The sequence below is a fragment of the Parasphingomonas frigoris genome, from assembly GCF_036663815.1.
In the GTDB taxonomy this organism is placed as follows: domain Bacteria; phylum Pseudomonadota; class Alphaproteobacteria; order Sphingomonadales; family Sphingomonadaceae; genus Sphingomonas.
In genome coordinates this window covers 125,156-139,323 of record NZ_JAXOJQ010000004.1, presented here as the reverse complement: position 1 = coordinate 139,323, position 14,168 = coordinate 125,156, and the positions used below count along the sequence as shown (strand labels likewise).

General features: G+C 68.3%; 16 protein-coding genes and 1 tRNA gene. 10 read left to right on the top strand and 7 right to left on the bottom strand.

The window, feature by feature from the left end; genetic code table 11:
- Nucleotides 1-75 precede the first annotated feature (75 nt).
- The 3 genes from U1872_RS15320 (at nucleotide 76) to U1872_RS15310 (ending at nucleotide 2,690) form a co-directional block, all read left to right on the top strand.
- Nucleotides 76-2,022: a potassium transporter Kup gene (locus tag U1872_RS15320; protein WP_443025392.1), complete on the top strand. Its 1,947-nt coding sequence runs from the start codon at nucleotides 76-78 to the stop codon at nucleotides 2,020-2,022.
- Nucleotides 2,019-2,543 (top strand): 2'-5' RNA ligase family protein, encoded by a 525-nt coding sequence (locus tag U1872_RS15315; RefSeq protein WP_332793779.1) that lies wholly within the window; start codon nucleotides 2,019-2,021, stop codon nucleotides 2,541-2,543. Before U1872_RS15320 ends, U1872_RS15315 begins: the two co-directional genes overlap by 4 nt.
- A 70-nt stretch (nucleotides 2,544-2,613) precedes the next feature.
- Nucleotides 2,614-2,690, top strand: a tRNA-Met gene (locus tag U1872_RS15310).
- 8 nt (nucleotides 2,691-2,698) lie between these two features.
- On the opposite strand, the gene U1872_RS15305 is transcribed toward U1872_RS15310, so the two are convergent.
- Nucleotides 2,699-3,634 carry a LysR family transcriptional regulator gene (locus tag U1872_RS15305; protein ID WP_332793778.1) on the bottom strand — a complete coding sequence of 312 codons (936 nt, stop codon included), beginning with the start codon at nucleotides 3,632-3,634 and terminating at the stop codon, nucleotides 2,699-2,701.
- A 117-nt stretch (nucleotides 3,635-3,751) separates the two neighbouring features.
- On the opposite strand from U1872_RS15305, the gene U1872_RS15300 reads away from it, so the two are divergent.
- Both U1872_RS15300 and U1872_RS15295 read left to right on the top strand, forming a co-directional pair.
- Nucleotides 3,752-4,450, top strand: coding sequence for a pirin family protein (locus U1872_RS15300; RefSeq protein WP_332793777.1), 699 nt, complete (start codon nucleotides 3,752-3,754; stop codon nucleotides 4,448-4,450).
- 48 nt (nucleotides 4,451-4,498) lie between these two features.
- The gene (locus tag U1872_RS15295; protein WP_332793776.1) at nucleotides 4,499-5,326 is read left to right on the top strand and encodes an alpha/beta fold hydrolase; all 828 of its coding nucleotides are present in this window, start codon (nucleotides 4,499-4,501) and stop codon (nucleotides 5,324-5,326) included.
- 46 nt (nucleotides 5,327-5,372) lie between these two features.
- Here the strand turns inward: U1872_RS15295 and U1872_RS15290 are convergent, their stop codons facing one another.
- A complete protein-coding gene (locus U1872_RS15290; protein ID WP_332793775.1) occupies nucleotides 5,373-6,686 on the bottom strand; it encodes a cation:proton antiporter in 1,314 nt (437 codons plus the stop codon).
- A gap of 189 nt (nucleotides 6,687-6,875) precedes the next feature.
- Between U1872_RS15290 and U1872_RS15285 the strand changes: the two genes are divergently transcribed.
- Complete coding sequence (locus tag U1872_RS15285; RefSeq protein ID WP_332793774.1) at nucleotides 6,876-7,106, top strand: hypothetical protein; 231 nt, start codon at nucleotides 6,876-6,878, stop codon at nucleotides 7,104-7,106.
- Nucleotides 7,107-7,118: 12 nt separating this feature from the next.
- Here the strand turns inward: U1872_RS15285 and U1872_RS15280 are convergent, their stop codons facing one another.
- Nucleotides 7,119-7,397 carry a hypothetical protein gene (locus U1872_RS15280; protein ID WP_332793773.1) on the bottom strand — a complete coding sequence of 93 codons (279 nt, stop codon included), beginning with the start codon at nucleotides 7,395-7,397 and terminating at the stop codon, nucleotides 7,119-7,121.
- Nucleotides 7,398-7,475: 78 nt separating this feature from the next.
- Nucleotides 7,476-7,925 carry a hypothetical protein gene (locus tag U1872_RS15275; RefSeq protein WP_332793772.1) on the bottom strand — a complete coding sequence of 150 codons (450 nt, stop codon included), beginning with the start codon at nucleotides 7,923-7,925 and terminating at the stop codon, nucleotides 7,476-7,478.
- A gap of 147 nt (nucleotides 7,926-8,072) precedes the next feature.
- On the opposite strand from U1872_RS15275, the gene U1872_RS15270 reads away from it, so the two are divergent.
- Nucleotides 8,073-8,453, top strand: a complete 381-nt coding sequence (locus U1872_RS15270; protein WP_332793771.1) for a VOC family protein — start codon at nucleotides 8,073-8,075, stop codon at nucleotides 8,451-8,453.
- A gap of 106 nt (nucleotides 8,454-8,559) precedes the next feature.
- Nucleotides 8,560-9,525, top strand: a complete 966-nt coding sequence (gene trxB, locus U1872_RS15265) for a thioredoxin-disulfide reductase (RefSeq protein WP_332793770.1) — start codon at nucleotides 8,560-8,562, stop codon at nucleotides 9,523-9,525.
- A gap of 65 nt (nucleotides 9,526-9,590) precedes the next feature.
- On the opposite strand, the gene U1872_RS15260 is transcribed toward trxB, so the two are convergent.
- Genes U1872_RS15260 through U1872_RS15250 form a run of 3 tightly spaced genes read right to left on the bottom strand, consistent with a single transcriptional unit; the run spans nucleotide 9,591 to nucleotide 11,327 of the window.
- Entirely contained in the window at nucleotides 9,591-10,358 is a 768-nt protein-coding gene (locus tag U1872_RS15260) for a hydrolase 1, exosortase A system-associated (protein WP_332793769.1), read from the bottom strand.
- On the bottom strand, nucleotides 10,346-11,044 hold the full coding sequence (locus tag U1872_RS15255; RefSeq protein WP_332793768.1) for an alpha/beta hydrolase family protein: 699 nt from the start codon (nucleotides 11,042-11,044) through the stop codon (nucleotides 10,346-10,348). Before U1872_RS15255 ends, U1872_RS15260 begins: the two co-directional genes overlap by 13 nt.
- A 10-nt stretch (nucleotides 11,045-11,054) precedes the next feature.
- Nucleotides 11,055-11,327, bottom strand: a complete 273-nt coding sequence (locus tag U1872_RS15250; RefSeq protein ID WP_332793767.1) for an acyl carrier protein — start codon at nucleotides 11,325-11,327, stop codon at nucleotides 11,055-11,057.
- A 113-nt stretch (nucleotides 11,328-11,440) separates the two neighbouring features.
- On the opposite strand from U1872_RS15250, the gene U1872_RS15245 reads away from it, so the two are divergent.
- Both U1872_RS15245 and U1872_RS15240 read left to right on the top strand, forming a co-directional pair.
- Complete coding sequence (locus tag U1872_RS15245) at nucleotides 11,441-12,940, top strand: AMP-binding protein (RefSeq protein WP_332793766.1); 1,500 nt, start codon at nucleotides 11,441-11,443, stop codon at nucleotides 12,938-12,940.
- Complete coding sequence (locus tag U1872_RS15240; protein WP_332793765.1) at nucleotides 12,937-14,160, top strand: pyridoxal-dependent decarboxylase, exosortase A system-associated; 1,224 nt, start codon at nucleotides 12,937-12,939, stop codon at nucleotides 14,158-14,160. The genes U1872_RS15245 and U1872_RS15240 overlap by 4 nt, the downstream gene beginning before the upstream one ends.
- The last annotated feature ends 8 nt before the right edge of the window (nucleotides 14,161-14,168 follow it).

The following is a 14,168-nucleotide window of genomic DNA, read 5'->3' as shown; positions in this document are numbered from 1 at the left end:
CGCACCATTGGGACCTTGGGCACATGCCGTCAGCCATGACCGATCTACCTCACATCCGGGCAAGAAACCCCTAACGTGACCACATTTCAGGCCAGCGCGGGCGATCCGCCCGTAGCCCGCGACTCCGCGCCCGACCTGGGCGGGGACGACGCGCCGCATCACGGCAAGGACAGCCTCGCCAAGCTCGCGCTCGGTGCGATCGGCATCGTCTTCGGCGACATCGGCACCAGCCCGATCTACGCCTTTCGCGAGACCTTCGCGGGGCATCACAAGCTCGCGCTCGATACGATCCACATCATGGGCGTCGTCAGCCTGATGTTCTGGTCGATGATGATCGTCGTTTCGTTGAAGTACGTCACGATCATCATGCGCGCCGACAACAAGGGCGAGGGCGGCAGCCTGGCGCTGCTCGCGCTCGTCAACGGCCGCACCAAGAACAAGCGCTGGTCGCGCGGGATCATCCTGCTCGGCGTGTTCGCCACGGCGCTGTTCTACGGCGATTCGATGATCACCCCGGCGGTGTCGGTGCTGTCGGCGGTCGAGGGCCTCGCGGTGGTTTCGCCCGGGCTCGGCGCGCTGGTGATGCCGATCGCGATGGCGATCATCATCGCGCTGTTCACGATCCAGCGCAGCGGCACCGCGCGTGTCGGCTTGTTCTTCGGACCCGTGATGCTGCTCTATTTCGCGGTGATAGCGACGCTCGGCGTGCTGAGCATCGTCAAGACGCCCGAGATCCTGTGGGCCTTCTCGCCGCATTATGCGGTCGAATTCTTCGCGCTCGATCCGGTCCGCGCCTTCCTGGCATTGGGCTCGGTCGTGCTCGCTGTGACGGGCGCCGAGGCGCTCTATGCAGACATGGGGCATTTCGGGCGCAACCCGATCCGCGTGTCGTGGCTGTTCTTCGTGCTGCCGGCGTTGATGCTCAACTACATGGGGCAGGGCGCCTTGCTGTCGCGCGTGGGCCAGCCCGCGCTCGAAAGCCCGTTCTACATGCTGGCATCGGAAAGCCTCCAGCTGCCGCTCGTCATCCTGGCGACGATGGCGGCGGTGATCGCGTCGCAGGCGGTGATCTCGGGCGCCTTCTCGGTGACGCAGCAGGCGATCCAGCTCGGCTTCATGCCGCGGCTGCGGATCGAGCATACCAGCGCGGCGACCGCGGGGCAGATCTACATCCCGCTGGTCAACTGGCTGCTGCTGACGATGGTGCTGCTGCTGGTGATCTTCTTCCGGACGTCGTCGAACCTGACCTCGGCTTATGGCATCGCGGTGACGGGGGCGATGCTGATCGACACCTGCCTGCTCAGCGTCGTGCTGTTCAAGCTGTGGAACTGGCCGAAATACTATTCGATCCCGCTGCTCGCGGTGTTCTTCCTGGTCGATGGCGCCTATTTCTCGGCGAACATGACCAAGGTGCCGGCGGGCGGCTGGTTCCCGCTGCTGGTCGGTTTCATCATCTTCACGATCCTGACGACCTGGTCGAAGGGGCGGCAGCTGATGATCGACCGGATGCGCGAGGGCGCGATGCCGATCAAGATCTTCATCCAGTCGGCCGCCACCTCGGCGACGCGCGTGCCCGGCACCGCGGTGTTCATGACTTCGTCGCCCGAGGGCGTGCCGCATGCGCTGCTGCATAATCTCAAGCACAACAAGGTGCTGCACGAGCGGATCATCCTGCTGACGATCAAGATCGCCGACGTGCCCTACGTGTCCGAGGGGCATCGCTGCATGATCGAGGATCTCGGCGCCGGCTTCCACCGGATGGTGCTGAAATACGGCTTCATCGAGGAGCCCGACGTGCCGGTGGCGCTCGCCAATGTGCATCGCTGCGGCGCCGATTTCCGGATGATCGACACCAGCTTCTTCCTGTCACGCCAGACGCTGCTCGCCTCGGAAAAGCCGGGGATGATGCTGTGGCGCGAGAAGCTCTTCTCGTGGATGCTCCGCAACGCCGAAAGCGCGATGGAATTCTTCCGCCTGCCGACCAACCGCGTAGTCGAACTCGGCAGCCAGATCGAGATTTGAGCGCCACCGAGTCCGTGGGGCCAGCCCCGATCATCGTCACCGCGCTGTTCGGCGCGGGCGATGCGGCGTGGTTCGACGATCTGCGCGTCCGGCACTTCCCGCCCGAGCGCAACCAGTTGAAGGCACATCTGACGATGTTCCATCACCTCGCGCCGAGCCTCGAGCGCGAGCTCAAGCAGCGCCTCGCCACCGAGACGAAGGGCGTGCGCGCGCCCGAGGCGCGAATCGCCGGAGTGATGTCGCTCGGCCGCGGGGTCGCCTTCCGGATCGAATCGCCCGCGCTCGGGGCGATTCGCGACGATCTCGCGCACGCCTTCGAGACGGTGCTGACGCCGCAGGACCGCGCTGGCTGGCGACCGCACGTCACGGTGCAGAACAAGGTCGATCCCGCCGTCGCCAAGGCGTTGCAGGCCGAATTGGCGCGCGATTTCCGGCCGCGCAGCGTGCGAATCGCCGGGTTGGCGACGTGGTGGTATCGCGGCGGACCGTGGGAAGCGCTTTCGCGTCACATGTTCGCTTGACCGTTCGAAAGAGCGTTCCTATAGCCCGCGCCTCGCACGTTGCGGCACACCCCCGGATGACCGGGGGCATGGCGAAGTAGCTCAGTTGGTTAGAGCACGGGAATCATAATCCTGGGGTCGGGGGTTCAAGTCCCTCCTTCGCTACCACCCTCCTCTCAGAGCGGTGGCTGGTCCGGCGTCAGCGCCCACGGCGCGGCGGCGAGCGCCTTCGCAAGATAGTCGATCACCACGCGCACCCGCAGCGGACGCAGCGGGGAAGGCGGCGTCATCAGATACAGGCCCAGCGTCGGAGCGCTCCATTCGGGCATTACGATCTCGAGCGTGCCCTCCTGCACCGCGCGCCACACCAGGAATTCGGGCTGGAGCGCGAGACCTTGCCCAGCGCGCAGCGCCGGGTCGAGCATGTCGGCATTGTCGGTCCACACCCGCACCGGCGGCTCGACCACCTCCTCGCCGAACTGCGGATGCGCGAACCGCCATACGCCGCGTGGGCCACCACCGGTGTACGCGAGCGCGACATGGTCCTTCAGCTGCGCTGGATGGCTCGGGCGGCCATGCTGGGCCAGATAGGCGGGCGAGGCGACCAGCAGGATCCGAACCGCGCACAACCGCCGCGCGAGCATCGACGAATCCTCGAGCTGGGCGATGCGCAGCGCAAGGTCGAACCCCTCGGCGACGAGATCGACGCGCCGGTCGCTCAGCGCGAAGTCGAGCGTGATCTCGGGATAGGCGTTGAGAAAGGCGGGCAACGTCGCGCCGACATAGCCGATGCCGAACGACAGCGGCGCGCTGATCCGCACCAGTCCGCGCGGCGTGGTCGACTGCTCGACCGCCTCGTCCTCGAGCAGTTCGCCCTCGTTGAGCACGCGCGTCGCACGTTCGAGCGCGGCGCGGCCGCTCTCGGTCAGCGAGAGCCGCCGCGAGGTGCGCGCGAGCAGGGCGATGCCGAGTCGCGCCTCGAGCCGCGCGATCGCCTTCGAAACCGTCGGGTTGGACAGGCCAAGCTCCTGCGCGGCGCCGGCGAACGAGCCGCGCTCGGCGACCTTGGCGAAGATCGCCCACGCTTCGAAATCGGGAAGGCGGCGGCTCATGGCTTTTTACATGTCATAATTGGCAATGATGTGATGCCAACGTTGCACTTTCGTCAAGTCGCGCATGCCGCCATCTTGTGTCCAACGAAGCAATCGCGCTTCCTTCGGAGACAGACGATGATCGAACGCCGCCCCTTCGCCAGCCTTGGTGGTGCAAACCATGGTTGGCTCGACGCCAAGCATCATTTTTCGTTCGCCAACTATTACGATCCTGCCCGGATGGGGTGGGGCCCGATCCGCGTGTGGAACGACGACACGATCGAGGCCGGCACCGGCTTTCCGCCGCATCCGCACGCCGACATGGAGATCATCACCTATGTCCGCGAAGGCGCGATCACGCATCAGGACAGCCTGGGCAATGTCGGCCGCACCGAAGCCGGCGACGTGCAGGTGATGAGCGCCGGATCCGGCGTGCGCCATTCGGAATATAATCGCGAGCCCGGCACCACCAAGATCTTCCAGATCTGGATCGAACCCAAGACCCGCGGCGATGCGCCGACCTGGGGTGCCAAGCCCTTCCCCAAGGGCGCGCGGTCGGGCCAGTTCGTCACGCTGGCGAGCGGTTTTGCCGAGGATAGCGACGCCTTGCCGATCCGCACCGACGCCCGCATCGTCGGCGCGACGCTGAAGGCCGGGGAAACCGCCGAATATGCACTCGGCGCAGGCCGCGATGCGTATCTCGTGCCGGCGACGGGGTCGGTCGAGGTCAACGGCGTGCGGATCGATGCACGCGACGGTGCGGCGATCCGTAACGAAGCGGTGCTACGCGTGACTGCGCTCGAAGATGCCGAGATCGTGCTCGTCGACGCAGCCTGACGCTCGCTCTTGTACCCGCGTACCTCTCTCCAGCAGCAGGATAGTCTCATGACCTTCATCACCACCCAGGACGGCACCGAGATCTTCTACAAGGACCTCGGCCCACGCGACGCACAGACGATCATGTTCCACCACGGCTGGCCGCTCAGCTCGGACGATTGGGACGGGCAGGTGATGTTCTTCCTCGCGCAGGGTTACCGCGTCGTCACGCATGACCGCCGCGGGCACGGCCGCTCGAGCCAGGGCTCGGTCGGCCACACGATGGACCAGTATGTCGCCGACGTGGTCGAGCTGACCGACGCGCTCGATCTCAAGGATGCGATCCATATCGGCCATTCGACCGGCGGCGGCGAGGTCGCGCGCTACGTCGCCCAGGCCAAGCCCGGCCGCGTCGCCAAGGCGGTGCTGATCAGCGCGGTGCCGCCGCTGATGCTCAAGACCGCGGCCAATCCGGACGGCGTGCCGATGGAGGTGTTCGACGGGATCCGCGTCCAGACCGCGACCAACCGCCCGCAATTCTATCTCGACTTCACGATGCCCTTCTACGGCTACAATCGCGAAGGCGCCGAGGTGAAGGAAGCGGTGCGGCAGAATTGGTGGCGCCAGGGCATGATGGGCGGGATCAAGGCGCATCATGACGGCATCGCGGCCTTCTCGGAGACCGATTTCACCGCAGACCTGAAAGCGATCACCGTGCCGACCTTGGTGCTGCACGGCGAGGACGACCAGGTCGTGCCGTTCGCCAATTCGGGGCCGAAGTCGGCCGAGCTGATCCCGGGCGCGGTGCTGATCAGCTATCCGGGCTATCCGCACGGCATGCCGACGACCCATGCCGAGCAGATCAACGCCGACCTGCTGGCGTTCATCCAGCGCTGATCGCAGGGCGACGGGGGCGGCCGATGGTCGCCCCCGTTTCTGCGCGTCAGGCGCCGATCGCCGCGACGCTGCGCTGCGGCTCGGTCGGCGCGCCGCTTTCATCGAGCGCGCCGAGATCGCCGCGCGCGCGCGCCTTGCGGCCATAGACCAGCTCGAACAAAGGCGCGGCCATCAGCGTCGTCGCGATCGCCATGATCACCAGGATCGCGAACAGTGCCGGCCCGATGATGCCGCGCTGCAAGCCGATGTTGATGATGATCAGCTCCATCAGCCCACGCGCGTTCATCAGCGCCCCGACGCCGAGTGCGGTCGGATTGTCCTGCCCGGTCAGCCGCGCCGCTGCCCAGCATGCGCCGAACTTGGCGAGCACCGAGGCGGCGAACACCGCAAGCGCGATCAGCAGCAGCGAAGGTTCGACCACCAGCGCCAATTGCGTGTTGAGCCCGGAGAAGGTGAAGAACATCGGCAGCAACAGCACGACGGTGATCGGCTCGAGCTTGGCGCGCACCTCGCGCGTCAGCACGCCGCGCGGCATCACCGATCCGAGCAGGAAGCCGCCGAACACCGCATGCATCCCGACCCAGTCCATCGCGCAGGCCGCGGCAAGGAACAGCGTGAGCACGAGCGCGAGCATCCCCTGGCTGACGCCGCCGGCCCGCTCCGCCGCGCGACCGAGCGGGGCGAGCAAGCGCGGTCCGAGTCCGAGGACGAGGCCTGCGAACAGCACCGCGCCGCCGATCGCCTTGATCGCCACGCCGCTGCCATCGCCGAAGGTCGCGAGCACGACCGCGAGCACGGTCCACGCCGCGGCATCGTCGATCGCGCCCGCCGACAGCGCCAGCGTGCCGAGCGGCGAGCCCGACAGCCCGCGCTCATGGATGATGCGCGCGAGCATCGGGAAGGCGGTGATCGAGATGCAGGCGCCGAGGAACAGTGCCGCCTGCACGCTCGTCAGCCGGTCGCTGAACAGCCCCGGGGTGCGCATCAGCAGCGGTGCGAGCAGCACCGCCAGCGCGAACGGGGCGGCCATCCCGGCGAGCGACACGGCGCTGGCGCTCTTGAGGTTCGACCGGAAATGCCGCGTGTCGAACCCGAGCCCGACGATGAACATGTAGAGCCCGACGCCGAGCTGCGCGCCGACGTAGAGGACGCCCTTCGTATCCTTGGGGAACAGATCGGCCTGGAGCGCGGGAAACAGCAGGCCGAACAGCGAGGGGCCGAGCACGACGCCCGCGATCATCTCGCCGACGACCTGCGGTTGCCCGAGGAAGCGCTTGCCCAACCAGCCGACCGCGCGCGCCATCGCCACGATCACCAGCAGCTCGAGAAAGACGATCACGCTCAATTGCGCCGGTGCCATGCGATAGTCCCCAAAGGTCGTCGGCCGCGGCGCTGCTGCGGGTCGGTCCGAGGACGGTCGTGTCGTTTACCAAACGCTTGGGGCTGTGAGCAAGGCGTCGTCGCGCCGCGCTCTGGTAACAGGCGCGACGCGCCTTATGTTGGCGTTGGACGCCCGGCTGGTCGAGCGTCGTGTTATGGAGATTTTCCGATGTCGCGTATCGCTCTCACCGTCGCTGCCGCCGCCGCCATCGCTGCCAGTTCGCCCGTCTATGCCAAGGGCTGCCTCAAGGGCGCGGCGGTCGGCGGCGTCGCGGGCCATTATGTCGGCAAGGGCCATGCCGTGCTCGGCGCCGCGGCGGGCTGCTGGTACGGGCATCACCGCGCCGCCAAGGCGGCCAAGGCGCAGCGCGCCCAGGCCCGCGCGCAGGCGCACGGTTGATACGCGCGAGGGTCAGGCCTTGGCCTGGCCCTCGCGGATCGCGCGTGCTTCCTCGACCAGCGTGTCGAGCTCGCTGCGATAGGCGGCCATCCGCCGCATCTCGCCCGGCTCGGCTTCGGTCGCATCGGCGCCGGCGATGAGTTCGTCGACGAAATCGCTGTTCGGCAGCCGCGCGAGCAGTTCGGCGAGCATGTGGCGATGCGCGAGGCGCACGCCGTCGAGCGAGATGACATGGCCCATGAAGCTTTCGAGCAGCTTGTTGAGGCGATCGTCGGGGGTGGGGCCGGTCATGCGGGGTGCCTAGACTGTGAAGGAAGAAGCGGCCGTCCTACCCAGCTTGGTCGCGCTGCGCCATTCTCGCGATGCGGCTCAGGCGCGCAATTCGGGGAACAGCGCCTCGATCTCGGCCTGAAGATCGGCGCTGCCGGCGAGCAGGCCGAACTGGTCCAGCAGGTTTTTGATCAGGCGCGCGCGATACGGGCCGATGCCAGGCATCGCCTCGAATCCTGGCAGGTCGGGATCGGCGATCCGGTCGGCAAGGTCGCCGAGCGTGCGATAGCCCGACGCGGTCAGGCCGTGCCGCAAGCCGATCGGCAGCGCCGAGCGGTTGACCGAGAGCTCGCGCATGCTGACATCGCCATGTGTCGAGCGCAGCCGCGTCAGCCCGGCCTTTTCGCGCTTGAGCGTGCGGCGGATGTGGCCGAGCTGGCCGCTGGTGAGCCCGAGCTGACGGCCGATCTGGCGATAGGGCGTGCCGGCCGCGCGCAGGGCGCGCGCGGAGTCGAGGTTGATCGCGACCTGTTCGAGCGTGCTGAGCATAAGCGATCGGACGTCCTTGGGACCGCAGCGATACGGCGATCGTCGGCCGTTCGACAAGTCCCGACACTTTCGCGACGACCGCAAATGCGCTAGCCGGCCAGCGACGTCGATGCAGCAAGCGCGACGCATCCTGCCAGGGAGCATGCCATGTTCAGCCACATCATGATCGGATCGAACGACCTCGAAGCGTCGCGCGCCTTCTACGACGCGACGCTCGGCGCACTGGGTGCCAAGCCCGCGGTCGAGAATAGTGGCCGTCTCGTCTACATGCACGGCGGCGGAGTCTTCATCGTCACCAAGCCGATCGACGGTGCGCCGGCATGCCATGCCAATGGCGGGACGATCGGCTTCGCCGCGTCCTCGCCCGAGCAGGCCGATGCGTGGCATGCCGCGGGGCTCGCCGCCGGCGGCACCGCGATCGAGGATGCGCCCGGTGTCCGCGACGGCGGCATGGGGAAGCTCTACCTCGCCTATCTGCGCGATCCCGCCGGCAACAAGCTGTGCACGCTCTACGGCATGCCGGCCTGATCCTCCCGGCAGGTCGCGGCCCTTGCGCCGCGCTGCCGACCTCCCATGTTGTCAGCCGGTCCATCGCTCCCCTTAGAGGCGGTGGACCGACAGGACGAAAGCAATCATGACCACCCACCAGACGCGCATGTTGATCCTCGGCTCCGGCCCGGCCGGCCTTTCCGCCGCCATTTATGGCGCGCGCGCGGGCATGAGGCCGATCCTCGTCCAGGGCATCCAGCCCGGCGGGCAGCTGATGACGACCACCGATGTCGAGAATTATCCCGGGTTCGCCGACGTCATCCAGGGCCCGTGGCTGATGGAGCAGATGCAGAAGCAGGCCGAGCATGTCGGCACCACGCTGATGTACGACACCGTCGTGTCGGTCGACCTGTCGCAGCGCCCGTTCCGCCTGACCGGCGACAGCGGCGATATCTATGAAGGCGACGTGCTGATCATCGCGACCGGCGCGCAGGCCAAGTGGCTCGGGCTCGACAGCGAGGAAGCGCTCAAGGGCAAGGGCGTCAGCGCCTGCGCGACGTGCGACGGCTTCTTCTATCGCGGCAAGAAGGTCGCGGTGATCGGCGGCGGCAACACCGCGGTCGAGGAAGCACTGTACCTGACCAACCATTCGCCCGACGTCACGCTGATCCACCGCCGCAGCTCGCTGCGCGCCGAGCGGATCCTCCAGGAGCGGCTGTTCGCGCACAAGGGCGTGACTGTCTTGTGGAACAAGGAAGTCGACAGCTTCGTCGACGGTGGCGGCACGGCCGGGCTCGTCGCGATCGACTTGGTCGATACCGTGACGGGCGAGAAGTCGCGGCTCGACACCGAGGGCGGCTTCGTCGCGATCGGGCATCACCCGGCGACCGAGCTGTTCCGTGGGCACCTCAAGCTCGACGAGGACCACTACCTGTGGGTCGAGACCGGCTCGACGCGCACCAGCGTCCCCGGCGTGTTCGCGTGCGGCGACGTGATGGACAAGATCTACCGGCAGGCCGTGACTGCGGCTGGAACGGGCTGCATGGCGGCGCTCGATGCCGAGAAGTTCCTGGCGGAAGCCGAGTTCGAGCTGGCCGAGGCGGCGGAGTAAGAGCTTGATTCTGCGTCACCCCGGCCTCGTGCCGGGGTGACGGTTTTCGGGGCGTCGATCAAATGCTAGCCGCGCGTTACCGCGGCGAAGATCTGCGCCTCCAGCCACGCCGCATCGGCCGGATGCGCGAAGCTGTGGCTGTCGGTGTCGCAGAGCGCGACCGGCCTGTCCCACCCGTCGCGAAACGCGATCGCAGTGTTGTCGCGCGCCGCGAGCAGGATCGTCGTGTCGATCCGGCTTTCCGCCAGCGCCGTGCGCAGCCGCGCTGCGAGGCTCTCGGCGGCTTCAGGCTTGCTCTGCGCAACCTTCGCCAAGCCACCGGCCAGCTTCGACAAATTGACGCCACCGCGCGCGAGCCGCAGCCATTCGCGCGGATCCTTGAGCTTTTCGACATAGCGCGCGCGGATCGCGGCGGCGGGGGGCAGCGTGTCGGTTTCCTCGATCACCCACGGGTTGGCGAGGATCAGCCGGTCGATCCCCGCGGTCGCGACGAACAATGCAAGCGCGGTCGCGGCATCGCAATTGCCGAACGCGACGAGCCGCTCGATCCCGGTCTCCGCGCTGAAGGTCGCTGCGGCACAGCCAATGTCGCGGCACGACGACAGGAAGCCGCCATTCGTGCCGGTCGAATCGCCGACGCCGCGGCGATCGAAGCGGAACACCGGGATGCCGCGCGCCGCCAATGTCTGCGCGAGCAGCGCCATCCCGCGATGCGCGCCGACACGGATCTCGTTGCCGCCCGAGACGATCAGCAGCCCGGTCTTGCCGGGCGCGGTATCGAGCGTGCCGAACAGGGTGTCACCGCTGCACGGGAAGCGGATCACGCGTCGCATGCGGCGATCCAGTCGGCGATGTCGTCCGCCAATATGGTGGCGAGCGCGAGATCGGTGTCAGGCTCGGCGCGGCGCCACAAGGGGGCGCCGGGGACATGCCGGTCGGCGGGCTCGCGATCGGTTTCGAGGCGGACGATGCGGACAGAGCCATCCTGCGCCGTCCGCAGCGCATGGGACGGAAGCGTGCTGAGCAGGTCGGGCGATAGCCGGTTGCCCGCGATCTCGATCGGCGCGCCGCCATCCAGAGACAAGATTTCGCCCGGTTTCGCACCGGCTTGTTTGATCCGCTTGAGATCGCGCAGCAAGCTGGCCCCATCCTGCGGCGCCAGGTGCCACCGGCCCGCCAGCGCCGCCTGCGTGTCGAGCAGCGCGCCGCTGCGGATCGCAACGCCGTAGGGCCGCCGCCCGGCGACGAGCTCCTGCTGCACGGCGCGGGCGTAGCCATCGCTGAAATCTCGGATCCCACACTGCTCGAGCGGTACGACGCTCTCGCCCTGACCCGGCACGTCGGGCAGCAGGCTCGCCACGCCGCGCCTGGCCAACGCGCGGCAGATCGCCACCGCGAAGGCGCGCACACGATTGGCTTCCTCGAAGAGCGGCAGCGCGACCACCGCAACCGGCCCACCGGCCGGTCCGAAACCGAGCATGGCCTCGCGGCCGCTGCGCGTTTCGTACGACTCGATCAAGCGGGCGCCGTCATCGCGGCGCCTTGGCCGCCACAAAGCGCACCAGCGCGCCGTAGGTCTCGAGCATCTCGCCGTCGACCTCGTCATCCTCGATCAGCACGCCGAGCCGCTCCTCGAGCTCGGTCAGCAGCCCCGCGACCGCCATCGAATCGAGCTCGGGCAGCGCGCCGAACAGGGGGGTTTCGGCCTGGAACGCGGCGACGCGCGCCTCGCTCAGCCCCAGGACATCGCGCAAGGTGGCGCGTACGGTCGCATCGATCTGGTCATAATCGTCTGGAAGCACGGTCGGTCCCGGTCCTATCTGTTATGGTGCGCTGCGATAGAGACTGGGCGCGACAATGCCAAGCGCGGCCTGCTGGCCCTTCACAGCGCGGCCCCGGCGGCTATCTAGGGCGGATGATCGCGCTCGACCCTTTGCCCCGGCCCATCGACACGCTGCCGTCGCGCGGCGCGCCTGATGCGATCGCGTTGATCGACCGCGCGGGCACGCTCGATTTCGCCGGGCTGGAGGCGCTGACCGGGCAAGTCGCGGCGTGGCTGGCGGGGCAGGGGCATGCCCCGGGTGCGCGGATCGCGAGCTGGTTGCCCAAGACGCGGCTCGCCTGCGTGCTGCCGATGGCGGCGCCGCGCGCGGGGCTGGTGCACGTGCCGATCAACCCGATGCTCAAGCGCGCGCAGGTCGCCCATATCCTCGCCGATAGTGGCGCGGCGCTGTTGCTGACGCAGGCGGCGCGGCGCGATACGCTGGAAAGCGGCGATATCCCAGCGGGATGCGCCAGCCTCCTCGAAGACGATGTGACGCTCGGCGACGTCGCGCCGCCCTCGCAGGCCGATCCCGACACGCTTGCCGCGATCCTCTACACCTCGGGCTCGACCGGGCGACCCAAGGGCGTGATGCTGAGCCATGCCAATCTCTGGCTCGGCGCGATCAGCGTGGAGCAGTATCTCGCGCTGACGCCGGACGATCGCGTGCTCGGCGTGCTCCCGCTGAGCTTCGACTATGGCCAGAATCAGCTCTTCTCGACCTGGGCGGCGGGCGCGAGCTATGCGCCGCTCGACTATCTCACCGCGCGCGACGTCGTGAAGGCGTTCGCGCGGCTCGCGCCGACGACGCTCGCCGGGGTGCCGCCCTTGTGGGTGCAGTTGCTCGAGGCGGAGTGGCCGGAGGAGGCCGCAAGGCAGTTGAAACGCCTGACCAATTCGGGCGGCGCGCTCACCGCGCCGCTCGTCGCAGGCCTGCGCGTGCGTTTTCCGGCGGCGGACCTCTATCCGATGTATGGGCTGACCGAGGCGTTCCGCTCGACCTATCTGCCGCCCGAGCTCGTCGCGGCACATCCCGATTCGGTCGGCCGCGCGATCCCGTTCGCCGAGGTGATGGTGGTGCGCCCCGACGGATCGCGCGCCGCGCCGGGCGAGGCGGGCGAACTCGTCCATGCCGGCCCGCTCGTCGCGCACGGCTATTGGCGCGACGCCGAGCGGACCGCGCAGCGCTTCCGCCCGGCACCGGCGTGGTCGAGCTCGGGCGGGATCGCCGTCTGGTCGGGCGACACCGCGGTGATGGACGAAGCGGGGCTGCTCCGCTTCGTCGGGCGCGACGACGAGATGATCAAGAGCGCGGGCAACCGCATCAGCCCGACCGAGATCGAGGAGGCCGTGCTCGCCGGCGGCGAAACCATCGAGGCGGTCGCGCTCGGCGTGCCCGATCCGCGCTTCGGGCAAGTGATCGTCGTCGTCGCGCGCGGCGACGGATCGCGCGAGGATGCGCTGCGCCTGCGCTTGCGGCGCGACCTGCCGAGCTTCCAGCAGCCCGCACGCTATGACTGGCGCGCGGACCTCCCACGCAATGCCAACGGCAAGCTCGATCGTGCGGCCATCAAAGCGGAACTGACGTCATGAAACCGATGGGCACGATCCCGGCGGCGTTCGCCACCACCCCGCTCGTCATCGCCGGCGAAAGCGCCGAGCATTGGGTGGGCGTCGCGGGCGATACGCCGCTGTTCGTCTATGACATGGCGGTCGTCGCCGCGCGTATCGCGAGCTTCCGCCGCGCATTTCCATCGGTCGACCTGCATTATGCGATCAAGGCCAATCCGTTCGCGCCGTTGCTCGCCGCAATGGCGCCGCTGGTCGATGGTTTCGACGTCGCCTCGGCGGGCGAACTCGCCATGGCGCTGGTGGAAAAGCCGGCCGCCGCGATCAGCTTCGCCGGCCCGGGCAAGCGCGACGACGAACTCGCCGCGACGATCAGTGCCGGCAGCACGATCAACCTCGAATCCGCCAACGAGGCCAACCGCGCGCTGACGATCGCGGAGCGGCTGGGGATCACCCCGCGGCTCGCGATCCGCGTCAATCCCGAGATCGAGCTGCGCGGCTCGGGGATGCGGATGGGCGGGCGGGCATCGCCGTTCGGGATCGATGCCGACCAGGTCGCGGCGGTCGCGCGACAGGTGATCGCGGCGGGGGCGGACTGGCGCGGTCTCCACATCTATGCCGGGTCGCAGGCGCTCGATGCCGGCGCGATCGTCGAGACGCAGGCGGCGACGCTGGCGCTGGCCGGGCAGCTCGCCGACGCGATCGGTGCGGAGCCGCCGCTGGTCAATCTCGGCGGGGGCTTCGGCATCCCCTATTTCCCCAACGAGGTGCCGCTCGACGTCCAGCACATCGGCGACGCCCTGTCGGTCGCGCTCGAGGCCCGCGCGGCGAGCCTGGCGACGACGCGCTTCGCGATCGAGCTCGGGCGCTGGCTGGTCGGGGAGGCCGGCGTCTATCTGACGCGCGTCGTCGATCGCAAGGACAGTCGCGGCGAGACCTTCCTCGTCGTCGATGGCGGGCTGCATCACCAGCTCGCCGCAACGGGCAACCTCGGCACGGTGGTGCGGCGCAACTATCCCGTCGCGGTGGCGAGCGCCGCCGCCGGCGCGCCGACCGAGAGCGTCAGCGTCGTCGGGCCGCTGTGCACCCCGCTCGATCGCCTTGCCGATCGCGTGTCGTTGCCGGTCGCAAACGTGGGGGACCTGATTGCGGTGTTCATGGCCGGCGCTTACGGTCTCTCGGCGAGCCCGACGGCATTTCTCGGCCATTCCCAGCCACGTGAACTGCTAGTCCAGCAGTCCTAACGCAATAT